The organism is Peribacillus sp. B65, from assembly GCF_058513295.1.
On record NZ_CP195840.1, the window covers coordinates 3,319,250 to 3,332,886 of the forward strand.

The window sequence follows — 13,637 nt, forward strand, 5'->3', positions numbered from 1 at the left end:
ATTTTATCAAAAAAACCAATTTATCTATATATTAACAAAATACAAATAAACAAGAAATGATATTCCACTTGATACGGCGGTTGAAATTGATCATTAGAGGGAAGCAAGTGATTTCCATAATATTTTGAAGAATAATTAATCATGTTATAATTTATTCAAGATCACGGTACTCTAGGGGGTGTAGGCATGTATCCTTTTGATGGCAGGAAAAAAAGGGAGACAAAAATAGAAATGCAGCGTTGCAGCTATACGTTGGATACAAATGCAGAAGGAGAAATAGACGAAATGTCTTTTCAAATCGCAAGAATTCTTCGGCCAATGTCCAAAGAGATCATCTTTTTATGTATTGGATCTGATCGTTCCACAGGAGATTCATTCGGGCCTTTAGTAGGGACGATGCTTAGAGAAAATCAAGTCCCTTATCATGTCTTCGGAACACTCGCAGATCCTGTTCACGCCCATAATTTGAAAAGTGTTTTGAAAGAAATAAAAAAGCAATTTGTAAATCCCTTTATTTTTGGTATCGATGCTTGTTTGGGTGGTTATCATCAAATCGGTTCTATATTTCTGACAAAAGGTCCTTTTACCCCTGGTGAAGCGATGAATAAATCCTTACCTGAATTGGGTGATTATCACCTAAAAGCCGTCGTAAATTATTTAGATCCCCTTTTGCCCCGACAATCTTTAAATGATACGAGACTGCATACTGTAATGAATCTGGCGAAGATTACCACAAGAATCATTGTTAAAAGCGTCTAGGGCAACAGAAAAACCCCAATAAAGCCTTAGCTTTTCGGGGTAAACAATGAAATGCATAACCTTGAAGGACACTCCCATGATTTGCGTTTTAAACATACATCATATTTTGTAAAGTTCCACTTTTCTTTTGCAATAACCTTTTTTTATTAAACACTCTACTATTCATTGCTATCATTATGCTAAACCTGGGTCATTAAAGTAAATAACTTCTGATAGAACCTTATTGCCCCGAATATTACAGAAAACTTCCCTTGCTGCTTGTTCTGTTTCAAATTCATACATTACAATACCTCTGCTTTTATAGAGTGTGATGATCCACATTGAAAATCCTCCAATTTTAAAATATCCTTCTGCAAGATAGAGTAACCATTCCTTTTACTAAATGACTCCCAAGATTATCGCGGCTATTGTCATAACAGTGACAGTCCCTAATGCCCATTTCACGGCAAACCGCTGTAGATCCCCGAAGTCAGTGCCAACTAAACCTATTAGCAAATGTGCTGCGGCCACCAAAGGACTCAATACGTGTATCGGCTGCCCTATTAATGAAGCACGCCCTATTTCTGCGGCGCTAATTCCATAAGCATCAGCGGCTTGTGCGATAATAGGAAGTACGCCAAAATAGAATGCATTATTTGACATAAAGAAAGTAAAAGGGGCACTGGCATACGCAACAATAACCGGTAAAAATGGTCCGAAAGATTCCGGGATTAATGAGACCAACGTAATGGCCATTGCATCGATCATTTTCGTTCCAGACATGATGCCGGTAAAAATCCCGGCTGCAATGACAATTGAAACGACGGCTAATGCATTTTTCGAATGAACGGCGATTCGATCCTGCTGATCTTTCAAATCAGGATAATTGACCAATAACGCAATGGCGAAAGCAATCATGAATAAAATGGTCAAAGACATAAAATCAATGATTAATGATGCCATGAGCACAATCGTTAAAATGAAGTTGAACCAGACCAATTTCGGTCTGCGATAATCACGGGAGACCGTAGTTGCCGCTAACTCGGAATTGGCCTCCGAATTCATTTCATTAGTGTGATTATGCTGGATCTCCACTACGCCCAATCTCTTTCGTTCCCCTTTTCCCAATATAAAAGCCACGACAAGAACCCAAATTAGGCCAAACCCCATGACAGGAATCATCGGCAAGAACAATTCCGATGCGTCAAGGTTCAACGAGGCCATCGCCATAGCGGAAGCTCCGCCCCACGGTGTCATATTCATTACACCCATAGATAACATGGCTACAGTGGCTAATATTATTTTGTTCATGCCCAGACGCTTATAAAGGGGTAAAAGTGCTGAGACAGTAATGATGTAAGTAGTTGTCCCGTCCCCATCTAATGCGACGGTCATTGAGAGAATAGCGGTTCCTAAAACTATTTTTAATGGATCTCCTTTTACTATTTTCAATATTTTAGAAATAAGAGGATCAAATAAACCGGAATCTATCATTATTCCAAAATATAAAATCGCAAACAATATCATTATGGCTGTTGAAGCTATACCTTCAACACCATCCTGCATCATGGGACCCAGCTCTGTAAAAAATCCTCCAATCACTCCAAATATGATTGGAACGAGCATAATGGCCACTAGTGCCGATAGTCGCTTCGACATAATTAAATACATGAATACTGCAATCATGGAAAATCCTAAAATGGATAACATCTTCAAGCCCCCTTCTGTTTATCACCATCTCGTTTTGACAGCGCTTTCTTTAGAGACTATCATCCATTATGCCTTATTCACATATAAAGAAAGTAAAAAGAGTTTTTTTCATTTTTTTCACGCCTAAAAAAGAAAAAATCCCATTGATGAAAACGAATTTCATCAACTGGGATTTACATGTGTTTTATTTTATATTTTCTTTCAGGCCTTCCTATACCACCATATAAAACCTCAACTTCCATTTCATTACAAGAAACTAAATACTCCAGGTATCTTCGCATGGTTGAATAACTAATTCCAACGAGTTGACCTAGTTCATCAGCGTTTAAACTGCCATTGACGTTTTGAATCTTGCTTCTGACCATTTTCAAGGTATGTTTGTCAATTCCCTTGGGAAGAGAACTTATTTGGACATCATTTGCTGTATTTGAATTACTTATGGTCCGAAAAAGAGTATCCACTTTATCTTGATTTACTAAATTGCCATTATGCAGCTGCCGTCTCGTCAGGTCGTATTGGTTGAGCGTTGCAAGAAGCTTATCGATAATGATCGGTTTTATAAGGTAACCAAAAGCCCCTCCCCTAATCGCTTCACTGACTGTTTCGGTATCATTCGCGGCGGTGATCAGGATTACATCAATCCCCCGGTATTCCCTCCTAATTTCCCGAAGAAGGTCAATTCCATTCATATCAGGTAAAAAGATATCCAATAAAATTAAGTCCGGTTGTGCGGCATGCAGTATATTCAGCGCTTGCTTGCCTGTGCTAGCTGTAGCTATGACAGTGAATTGATCTAGTTGATTCGTAAATTGTTTATATATATTCACTGCATTCTCATCATCTTCAACAATGACGACTGTAATCGGTCCTTTGGACATTCTCACGCCTCCTTTTCTGCTTTTATATCCTTCGGGAAGACGATTGTAAATCTTGCTCCCCCCAAATAACTGCGATCAATATAAATTTCACCGCTTAAAAGACCAATGGAGTTTTTTACAATGGCCAAGCCGATCCCATGATTTTCCCCATTTTTAGTCGTATAACCATCTGTAAAAATAATATCTTCCATTGCATGAGGGATACCTGGACCGTTATCCTCGATATCAAATATGATTTCGTTTCCTAAATCCGTAAACGAAACTTTGACCTTTCCCTCACTTTTGTTCTTTTGCCGCGCTGCCTCCATCGCATTATCGATGACATTACCAATAACGGAAACCAAGTGATGGGAATCCTCAGGTTTTAATGTACTGTTTAAATTGCTTTCCTGTTCTATTTCTAAAATAACCTGCAATTCTTTTGAACGGTTTATCTTTCCAAGTAAACAGGCGGCGATTAAAGGGTCTTTAACCGATGACATAAGAAACGAAATGATATCTTGCCTCTCCCTCACTTCAGAAGAGATGATGTTCATTGCCCTATCATACTGTTTTAAACTAAGTAATCCATAAATGGTATTTAATTTATTTAAAAACTCATGATTTTGTGCCCGCATATTTTCTGAAAAGGCCTTGATTTCTGAAAATTCATTAGTTAATTGTTCAATTTCTGATACTGTTCTTATTGTTAAAACGATACCCCTGACGTCATTATGATTTAGGATTGGGGATAAATCCAAAATGTATAGCTGTTGGCCTAAAAGTAACTTACGATTGAACTGCCCCTCTTTTGTGCTGATTACCATTTTGATGAGTTTTTCTAAATGCCCATTTACAACTCTCTTTCCCACCATAAGCTGATGATCATGAAACAATTCACGTGCTCTTTTATTCATGGAAGTAACCTGTTTTTCAATGTTAATCGTAACGGTAGCATATCGGATGGCATCAAGTGTCGCTTCCCTTTCCTGAAAAAGAAAAGAAATTTCCTCAGGCTCCAGACCTAAAATAAGCTTTTTTAAGCGTCGCGCTATAAATATTGCCCATAAGATTCCTACACTGATCGGGATAAGTGACAAATGAATAATCTTCATTTTATAATTGGATATTTGATCTTGCACATTCTCTACCAAAAATCCTACAGATGAAACACCGATAACTTCCCCTTTATCATTCCAGATAGGAGCCTTAGCTTTAATCGCTGGCCCCGATATCCCATTTCCTTGATAAATAATAGATTTGTGTTCATTTAGTACTGCATCATTACTAGTAGCCGTAGGCTTCCCAATATATTCTGGATTAGGATGAGAGTATCGAAGTCCTTTATGGTCTGCAATGGTTACATAATCTGCACCTGTTGTTTGACGAATCATTTCTGATACGGGTTGAATCACCTCTGAGGGCTGTTCATCGTTAAATCCCTGGATGATCGTTGGATTTTGAGCCGCTAATTTGGCCACCGTCATTGCTTGCTTACCCATATGGTTTTCGACGATGTCTTCCAGCAGTGTAGAGAATAGGATGCTCACAAGTAAGGTACTGATAAAAACAACGAATATGATAAGTAATGTCATTTGAGTTAATAGGTTCACTCTAATTTTAAACATCCACATGCCAAGCCTTTCCGTATTGATTGCTCATACTCGTATAGTATATTTCTCAACTTCCAAACAAAACAATGATTTGTTTCTAATCAAATGGACTTGAATAAAATTTGCAAAATCCTAAGTAACAAAACAGTTTAGTTATATTATGGTTGTGACTAGGAGGGAAATTTTCCCTTTACAAAGTTCACCTGGTTAATAGTTCTTCCCATTCTTCAAGTGATAGTTTTTCGGTAATATGCTTATATGAATCAGGGACTTTTATCGAACACATAAGTTCCAGACTATTTCCATCGGGATCATTGAAATAGACGGAAGCATTTCCTTGGTTCGGACGCACAAAAGGTTCAATGGTTGTCCTTTTTCCAAAAGGGACGACTTCAATTTGCAAGGATTTGAGCCAAGTTAATGCATTTTTCATATTATCATAAGTTACCCGAAAGGCGATATGCCTTAGTGAAGGGTGGTATGGAGTTTGATATTCCTTCCCTTCCCATAAGCCGACCCAGCTTTTGTTTTCCTCGATCCAAAAGAAGGCAGTATCTTCATCCCTCCAAGCTAGTTTCAAGCCTATTTTCTTATAAAAATCCATAGAGATCTCCAGGTTCTTGACTGGTAAATGGGCTTCATATAAACCTTCTATCATATTAGATTCTCCTTCTCCTATAACTTTCATTTTTACGAATTATGATCTGCCAAACAAAATAATTCAAGAAACCGATCCTATTATCCTTCTAATTGGATATAGTAAAACCCGAACAAGGACACGTCTCATTCGTGTCAATTATTCGGGTCATTTGTTCAGCATCCGCTTGGTCGGTTCAAAACTTCTCGGGATAGAGTCCTTCCGCTACTGTCCGTAAGGCTAGTGGTGCACGAATCCCTTCCGCGCCCGCTGAAAGAGGAAGCACGATGATTGCTTTATTTCGAATGGCCGGTACATCCGCCAGTTCACTTTTATTTAATAAGAATGCTTCTTTATGCTTTATGGGGATATCTCCGTAATCAATGATGGCAATGACATCCGGATTCCGATCGACGACTTCTTCCCAACTGACCTCAGGCCACCCCCCTTCCGTATCACCAAAAATGTTCTGGCCGCCAGCCATGGAAATGATTCCTGTCATGTAATTATTTTTCGCTGCCGTTCTCGGTACTTCTTCACCGCTGTCATATACGAAAACGTTTTTGGGCTTGCCTGCACTTTCGATTTTTGCTGTAGTTTCTTTTATTTCCCGTTGCATCTCTTTGATGACTTCCGCTGCTTTTTCTTCTACATGAAAGATGCGTCCAATATTCTCAATATCTTTATACACATCTTCTATTGTCGGTGTTGACATATTGGAAGACTCTTGGATATATGTATTGATTCCGGCTTCTTTTAGCTCTTGGACGGTTCCTAACGTTTGTTCCGTAAAGGCGCTTTTCCAGCCTGCATATGCAAAATCCGGCTCAGCTTCAAAGAAAACTTCTTTTGATGGGTATTCCTTGGAAAGCACAGGCACTGTTTCATAGGCATCTTTATACTTTGGCAAAATTTCGTCATCCAAATAAGCCGTACCTGCCATTGAATCCTGCAACCCCAATGCAAGCATGATTTCCGTCGCATGCTGGTTTAGCGAAACCGCACGTTTTGGTGCCTCTGCATAGGTGAATTCATGATCCAGATTAGTGATGACCACTTTTTCTTTTCCACCTTTTTCGCTCTGTTTGCCTCCGTCCTTTGAAGCTTCCTCGGAGTTATTGCAAGCGCCCAATATCATCATTGCCAAAAAAATGATGCTTAACAAAATCTTTCGGTAAACAGTCATATACTTTCCCTCATATCCATTTTTTTTTTATATATGTGCTAAAAAGGTGATATGCGTCTTTTGCGTGATGGGGTGTATGCCGATTTCCGTTTCCACCCCGAACACCTTCCTTATCATTTTTGTCGTCAATACAGCTTCTGGTGTTCCGGATGTGATCACTTTGCCATTTTGGATGACATATATATGATCACAATACATGGCTGCCAAGTTTATATCATGCAGAGCCGTCAAGACGGTAACGTCCAGCTTTTTTACAAGGTCCAGCAATTGGAGCTGATGCCTGATGTCTAAATGATTCGTTGGTTCATCCAGGATGATGATATTCGCTTCCTGGGCAAGGGCACGGGCTATGAGGACACGTTGTTTCTCACCACCCGACAAGCTCATGAAACTCCTGTCTTCAAATCCACTCATTTCAACGCGAGCTAATGCTTGATTGACGATTCCTCTATCTTTCTCCGTATCTCCCTGAAATAACCGCTTATGAGGATGCCGTCCCATCCAAACCATCTCTTGTACACTAAAGTCGAAGGTCAGGGATGTTTCCTGACTGACAACCGCCATTTCCCTGGCTGTTTGTTTCTGTGAAAGCCGGTAAAGGTCACGGCCGTCCAGGTGAACAGCTCCCGTATGAGGCTTCAAGATCCGAGAAGCATTTTTTAATAAAGTGGATTTCCCACTCCCATTCGGACCGATCAGCCCAACGAACTGCCCAGTTTTTATTTGCAGTGATATATCCTCAATGATAGGAGTGTCCAGAATTGAATAGGATACTTCTTCAATAACTAATCTCACTTGCCCCCACCTCCAAATGAATATGAACTTCGCCGCAAAAGCCAAATGAAGAATGGTCCTCCGCAAAGTGCGGTGACAACCCCAATCGGAAGTTCTTGAGGTGCCAGGACCAGCCGGGCACAAACATCTGACCAAATGACGAGGATCATGCCAATCAATATGCTGCATGAAAGAACACGTTTATGGTCTGTCCCGACCAATAGCCGGGCTAAATGCGGTACGACCAGACCGATGAACCCAATCGAACCGCTTACAGCCACAACTGTTCCCGTAACAAGGGATGTAATGATGATCAGAACTTTACGGAAGGCTTCCATATTGACTCCGAGCGTCGCGGCTACTTCTTCGCCCATCAATAAGATATTGAGGGAGCGGGATTGTACGATAAGGAACAAGGAAACCACAAGCACCACAACCGCTGGAATCGGTATGTAGTCCCATTTTGCCCCCGCTAAGCTGCCCATCATCCAAAACATCGCTTCACGGATGCCGGAATCTTTTGGTGCAAGAGTGACAATGAAATTAGTGACGGCAGACATGATCATCGAAATGGCTACACCCGCCAATAACAGCCTTGTCGTTTGAATTCTCCCTCCCACTTGAGCCAATAAATACACGGAAAGCATCGCAGCCATGGCCCCCAGGAAGGCACCGAATGATAACGCATATTGACCGAATATAGGAAGCGCCCCAAAAAGAATGACAAGGGTTGCAGCAACAGAGGAACCAGATGAAATGCCCAGAATATACGGATCTGCGAGTGAATTGCGCACCAAGGCCTGGATGACGACACCCACTACGGATAATCCCGCACCTACCACCGCACCGAGCAATACACGGGGCAGGCGGATATCCCAAATGATCCGCTCTTGTGCGATACTCCAATTCACCTCCAGAAAACCACCGATAAAAGGCAGATGCCCTAAGGCGATCTTCCAAACCGTTATTGCTGACATCTTAACTGGCCCAAGGGTAACAGCGAATGTAACTGATAATAAAAGGATGCACAGCAAGAAAAACAGCAGAAAACGAAACCTGCGCTTGGCATTTCTCTCAAAATGAGGTTCTTCAAGCACATCCCCTCTCTCTTTCAATGAGCTTCTAATCAATGACTCTTCCAATGATGAAATCCTCCTTCAAAAAAAACACAAAAAAACCCCAATCCTTTTAACAAAGAATGGAGTTACGAGTATAGGCCCAAAAATACGGAAGGACCTAAGTCCGCCTTTTCTTACTCTCGAACACCTCTCCTCTCAGCGAAGGAAAAATTGGTGATGCTCACTAGGTAGGTCTCCTGGCTTCCATATCAACATTTCCTTTCGTCTTCCCTGACTGACGGTCAAGTGACATCCTGAAAGAAAACTCCTTGGTTACAGTGGCGCGACCACTCGGGATTTGCACCCGATTCCCTGTTACCCTTTGTTCACACAAAGGCACCCAGCGGCAAATATATGAACTTCGCAAAATTTTCCAAACAATTAAATACAACGTTAGTATAGTATACTCCCAATCTTTTCACAATTAAAAAAATGGGATGCGGTCTATTATATAGAAGAAAATGGATTTAAAGGTTCTTTCTATAATGGTAGAATGTTAGCTTTTGACCCGTATCCACACTAAACTCCTCATCAATCGAAATCCGTTCAAAACCGTTTTTCACTAAAACCTTTTGGGAAGCGATATTGTCGCTTGTAGTTTTGGCATGTATTTGAGTCACATTCAATTCCGGCGCCAGATTAACCAAAAGCTTTAGAGCTTCATTCGCAAACCCTTTTTGCGTAAACGCTTCACCGATTCTATAACCGACATGAGCCGTACCATTAACGGGGTCGATATCCAATAGATTAATCCTGCCGACGATTATGCCTGAACCATCCTTAATCAAATAAAAAGAAGAGATAGCATCTTCTTGTTCTTTTAATAATTCCTTATGCCTGATTCCAAACGATCCAAAGCTATAATAATCATCTCCCCGGCCTGGGACCGTTTGCTCGAAAAACCTTCTATTATTGCATTCAAATGCAAATAACTCTTGTGCAGCCTGTTCATTAAGCCTGTTAATGTATATATCCACTTATTCTTCATCCTTTCAAAAAAACGCTAAGCATACGCGGCCTGTTATATCATTCAAGAAAACCAAGTGCTTATCCTTCCTGATAATATATATATAATGGAAGGATTTATTCCCAACTTGTTCCAGGCACCATATTGTTCCCTCTAATTCAGTTCCTGAATAAAGATAAATACATGAATTACTTGAAAAGTCAAAAATAAATTATTTTCTTCTGGTAAAAAATCAACGGATGATGTATCATAGGCATCAGATATTTATTATTCTCATTTGGTTAATCGGAATTAGGAGGAATATATATGATTGGTTATGTGTTTTTAAATCTTGCCATAATGCTCGTTCTTTTAGGCGTATTATTTTACATGAATAAGAAGCATATTTCCTTTACAAAAAGGGTCTTTACTGGACTTGGTTTAGGGATTGTATTCGGACTTCTTTTGCAGTATTTCTATGAACCTCAGTCAGAAGCGATCGTTAAATCGGTCGATTGGTTTAACATCGTAGGTTCAGGCTATGTCAAGTTCCTGCAAATGATCGTCATGCCGCTTGTCTTCATTTCGATCTTATCCGCATTCACAAGATTGAAACTGACTAGCAATATTGGAAAGATCAGTGTCCTGATCATCGGAATCCTGCTTGGAACGACTGCGATTGCAGCAGCTGTCGGGATCACCTCGGCAACTGTATTCAATTTGGAAGCCGTTCAAATTGAGCAAGGGGAAGCGGAGTTAAGCCGCGGGGATCAAATATCGGAAACATACGGTACGATTCAGGATAAAACGATGCCTCAGCAAATCCTTGAGTTGATTCCGTCCAATCCGTTCCTTGATTTAACGGGTGCACGTCCGACATCAACCATTTCCGTTGTAATTTTTGCTGCATTTCTTGGGATTGCCTATTTAGGGGTCAAAAGGAAACAGCCTGAACATGCTGAATTTTTTGCTAAAATAGTAGATACATTGCACAGCATCATCATGCGCGTTGTAACATTGATCCTGCGTTTAACACCTTACGGGATCTTGGCGATCATGACGAAGACTGTAGCTACGAGCGATTTGGATGCAATCCTGAAATTGGGGAAATTCGTCGGTGCCTCTTATGTCGCCCTGATTGTCATGTTCCTCATCCATCTGTTATTGCTGATGCTTGCAGGATTGAATCCAATCGTATATTTGAGAAAAGCTTTCCCGGTATTATCATTTGCCTTCACTTCAAGAACAAGTGCAGGAGCTCTGCCATTGAACATCCAGACACAGAAACAACTAGGGGTGTCCGAAGGTATTGCCAACTTTGCCGGATCCTTCGGCTTGTCGATCGGTCAAAACGGCTGTGCCGGAATCTATCCGGCCATGTTAGCGGTCATGATCGCTCCAACGGTTGGGATCAACCCGCTAGATCCTTCCTTTATAGCCATGTTGATTGCCATCGTGGCCATTAGCTCATTCGGGGTTGCAGGTGTAGGCGGAGGAGCAACATTCGCTGCCATCCTAGTATTATCTGCAATGAACTTGCCAATCGCCTTGGCCGGTCTGCTGATTTCCGTCGAGCCATTGATCGATATGGGAAGAACGGCTGTGAATGTCAGCGGAAGCATGACTTCCGGTATTCTGACTAGTAAAATAACGGGCGACCTGGATAAGGAACAGTTCAGTGAAGAATCATCTTTGAAAATCGAAGCTGAAATGTAAAATAAAAAAGCATCGGACTTCCATTGGAGGTTCGATGCTTTTTTACATATGGTCACTTTTTAATTTGCCTCGCTGTGTAATGATTGGCCTGAATAGCCGATAGTGCTTGGAACATATACTGGACAGCTGCATATACCCCGCATGCAAGGAGTATTCCTGCGAGTACATCCAATACAGCATGCTGTTTCGTAAATAGCGTCGAGAGGATGATCAGTGTTCCGAATGCAGTGACACTGGCATACTCCCATTTGTGCTGTTCTTTCCGCTTATGGGCAACGATCATCATGATGAATGTAGTCAGTACATGTATGCTGGGAAGACAGTTGACAGGTTGATCATGACTATAGACGAATCGCATTAAATGGGCAAAGATATCGTTACCCACCACTTCCGGACGCGGAACTGTCGTTTGCCAAAGGCAATATACAAGAAAACAGAAAAGTTTCCCCGATATCAAACTGCCTAATCCTACGAAATAGTGCTTTCGGTCAACAAAACAGTAGTAAATCAGCAATCCATAAATATACGGATACCAAAGTAAATAAGGAACGACAAATTCTTTAATAAAGGGAATCTCCCCATCTATTATAGTCGTAACATCGACAGCATGACCTGAAGATTGGTTGATGATTGAATAGATGGAACTAGTAATCACCAAAAGTATTAAATAATATAACGGGTGAAAGGATAGTAAGGAATTGTTTTTCATAGCTCGCTCCGACTTTCAATATATTGGTTTTTTTCCAAAGATTATTATACAACATTTTTCACTAGATTAACTCTTTAATTGCTAAAGTTAATGATTCCCATGAACTAGTAAAATGGATATCTCTTACTTTTCATCAGACCATGAATACATAACGAAAGCCATGGCATATACCACGGCTTGAAACGGAAACTTATATGCGGGAAGGCAAAAGTGATCACTCCGCTATCTCTAGATTTTGTTATGGCGTTTTTTCCATACATACGTTAAGGAAATGAAGATGTAGATGCAAAGTGTAATGATCGTAACGACTATGGATGTCGTGAAAATGATTCCGATCAGGATCGTTATTAAAGCGATGATCGCAGCCCAAGTCGTATACGGGAACCATTTTACCGAATAGGCACTTGTTTTTCCGGACTGTTGTTTACGTGATTTCAAATGGGCGAAAGCAATGATCAACCAGATGAATAATACGGTATATCCAAGCGAACCCATTAGGAAATCGAAGGTCTTGCTTCCAGCAAATAAGGAAATCAATACACCGCCATATAAAGCGGAAGTACATATTAATATTGCGGGAACAGGTACTTTCTTCTTGGATAAGCGGGAAAAGATTTTCGGAACGCGACCATCCACGGCTTGTGTATACAGAACGCGGGATGAACCATACAACCCGGAGTTCATCGATGATATGATCGCTAATAGAACAACGGCATTCATGATATGGTCGGCACCTGGAATCCCGATCATTTGAAAGACCATCACAAACGGACTTTCCTTCACCCCGTTTACTTCGTTCCAAGGAATTAAGCTAACGATGATGAAAAAAGGAATGATATAGAAAGAAATGATCCTGACCAATGTACTGCGAACGGCCTTTGGAACCACTTTTTCAGGATTTTTCGTTTCAGCTAATGTGACCCCAATGATTTCCGTACCGCCATATGAATAGATTACCACCAGCATCGCCGTGATCAAACCTGTCGATCCATTCGGAAAGAAACCTCCATGCTCGGTCAAGTTAGAAAAACCGACGGCTGTATGATCACCAAAAGTAACGAGCAGCAACAATAATCCAGCCATGATGAACACAATGATGACGGTAATCTTAATTAAAGCAAGCCAGTACTCCGTTTCAGCAAAAACCTTTACCGACAGTAAGTTAACCGCAGTAACTAAAATCGAAACAGCTAATGCCAATATCCAGATTGGATATCCAGGCAGCCAATATTGAATGAAAATTGCCGCAACCACTGATTCGGCCGCGATATTCAATACCCACATTTTCCAATAAATCCAATCCAGGAAATAGGCAGGGTACTTTCCTAAAATCGATTGGACCAAATCCCTGAATGTTCGTGCACCGCTATTGCGGACCGCCATTTCAGCTAAACCTTGCATGATGAATAATAGGATGATGCCTCCTATCAAGTACGCAATGATTACGGAAGGACCTGCCATATCAATGGCTGAACTGCTTCCTTTAAATAAACCTGCCCCGATGGCACCTCCTAATGCCATCATCGTTATATGCCTTGAAGTCATTGTCCTCTGTAAATTCCGTTTGTCCGTTTCCATATCCTTACCTCCCCAAAATCAAAAAAAGCATATCGTCTCTTCCTTCATAATCAAA

At 40.8% G+C, this 13,637-nt stretch carries 13 protein-coding genes and 1 riboswitch; of the genes, 2 read left to right on the forward strand and 11 right to left on the reverse strand.

Annotated features, from left to right (window positions below):
- Window positions 1–186 precede the first annotated feature (186 nt).
- Window positions 187–759 (forward strand): spore protease YyaC, encoded by a 573-nt coding sequence (gene yyaC / locus ACSR9O_RS16255; protein ID WP_491724710.1) that lies wholly within the window; start codon window positions 187–189, stop codon window positions 757–759.
- Window positions 760–933: 174 nt separating this feature from the next.
- Here the strand turns inward: yyaC and ACSR9O_RS16260 are convergent, their stop codons facing one another.
- The 9 genes from ACSR9O_RS16260 to ACSR9O_RS16300 form a co-directional block, all read right to left on the reverse strand.
- On the reverse strand, window positions 934–1,080 hold the full coding sequence (locus ACSR9O_RS16260; RefSeq protein ID WP_202190584.1) for a hypothetical protein: 147 nt from the start codon (window positions 1,078–1,080) through the stop codon (window positions 934–936).
- Window positions 1,081–1,137: 57 nt separating this feature from the next.
- Entirely contained in the window at window positions 1,138–2,448 is a 1,311-nt protein-coding gene (locus ACSR9O_RS16265) for a CitMHS family transporter (RefSeq protein WP_230176638.1), read from the reverse strand.
- Window positions 2,449–2,621: 173 nt separating this feature from the next.
- Window positions 2,622–3,326, reverse strand: coding sequence for a response regulator (locus ACSR9O_RS16270; RefSeq protein WP_101223120.1), 705 nt, complete (start codon window positions 3,324–3,326; stop codon window positions 2,622–2,624).
- Window positions 3,327–3,328: 2 nt separating this feature from the next.
- Entirely contained in the window at window positions 3,329–4,933 is a 1,605-nt protein-coding gene (locus tag ACSR9O_RS16275) for an ATP-binding protein (protein ID WP_491724711.1), read from the reverse strand.
- 184 nt (window positions 4,934–5,117) lie between these two features.
- Window positions 5,118–5,576 (reverse strand): VOC family protein, encoded by a 459-nt coding sequence (locus tag ACSR9O_RS16280; protein ID WP_260358449.1) that lies wholly within the window; start codon window positions 5,574–5,576, stop codon window positions 5,118–5,120.
- Between the two features lie 175 nt (window positions 5,577–5,751).
- Window positions 5,752–6,741, reverse strand: coding sequence for an ABC transporter substrate-binding protein (locus ACSR9O_RS16285; RefSeq protein ID WP_491724712.1), 990 nt, complete (start codon window positions 6,739–6,741; stop codon window positions 5,752–5,754).
- A gap of 27 nt (window positions 6,742–6,768) precedes the next feature.
- Complete coding sequence (locus ACSR9O_RS16290) at window positions 6,769–7,536, reverse strand: heme ABC transporter ATP-binding protein (protein ID WP_260358451.1); 768 nt, start codon at window positions 7,534–7,536, stop codon at window positions 6,769–6,771.
- Entirely contained in the window at window positions 7,533–8,612 is a 1,080-nt protein-coding gene (locus ACSR9O_RS16295; RefSeq protein ID WP_491725483.1) for a FecCD family ABC transporter permease, read from the reverse strand. The genes ACSR9O_RS16290 and ACSR9O_RS16295 overlap by 4 nt, the downstream gene beginning before the upstream one ends.
- A gap of 191 nt (window positions 8,613–8,803) precedes the next feature.
- Window positions 8,804–8,992, reverse strand: a riboswitch (cobalamin riboswitch).
- Window positions 8,993–9,100: 108 nt separating this feature from the next.
- On the reverse strand, window positions 9,101–9,610 hold the full coding sequence (locus ACSR9O_RS16300) for a GNAT family N-acetyltransferase (protein ID WP_491724713.1): 510 nt from the start codon (window positions 9,608–9,610) through the stop codon (window positions 9,101–9,103).
- Between the two features lie 296 nt (window positions 9,611–9,906).
- Here ACSR9O_RS16300 and ACSR9O_RS16305 point away from each other — a divergent pair, with 296 nt between their 5' ends.
- Complete coding sequence (locus ACSR9O_RS16305) at window positions 9,907–11,295, forward strand: L-cystine transporter (RefSeq protein ID WP_072273439.1); 1,389 nt, start codon at window positions 9,907–9,909, stop codon at window positions 11,293–11,295.
- A gap of 52 nt (window positions 11,296–11,347) precedes the next feature.
- Here the strand turns inward: ACSR9O_RS16305 and ACSR9O_RS16310 are convergent, their stop codons facing one another.
- Together ACSR9O_RS16310 and ACSR9O_RS16315 are read right to left on the reverse strand one after the other, a co-directional pair.
- Window positions 11,348–12,004 carry a phosphatase PAP2 family protein gene (locus ACSR9O_RS16310; RefSeq protein ID WP_101223123.1) on the reverse strand — a complete coding sequence of 219 codons (657 nt, stop codon included), beginning with the start codon at window positions 12,002–12,004 and terminating at the stop codon, window positions 11,348–11,350.
- A gap of 228 nt (window positions 12,005–12,232) precedes the next feature.
- Complete coding sequence (locus ACSR9O_RS16315) at window positions 12,233–13,582, reverse strand: amino acid permease (protein WP_491724714.1); 1,350 nt, start codon at window positions 13,580–13,582, stop codon at window positions 12,233–12,235.
- Between the last annotated feature and the right edge of the window lie 55 nt (window positions 13,583–13,637).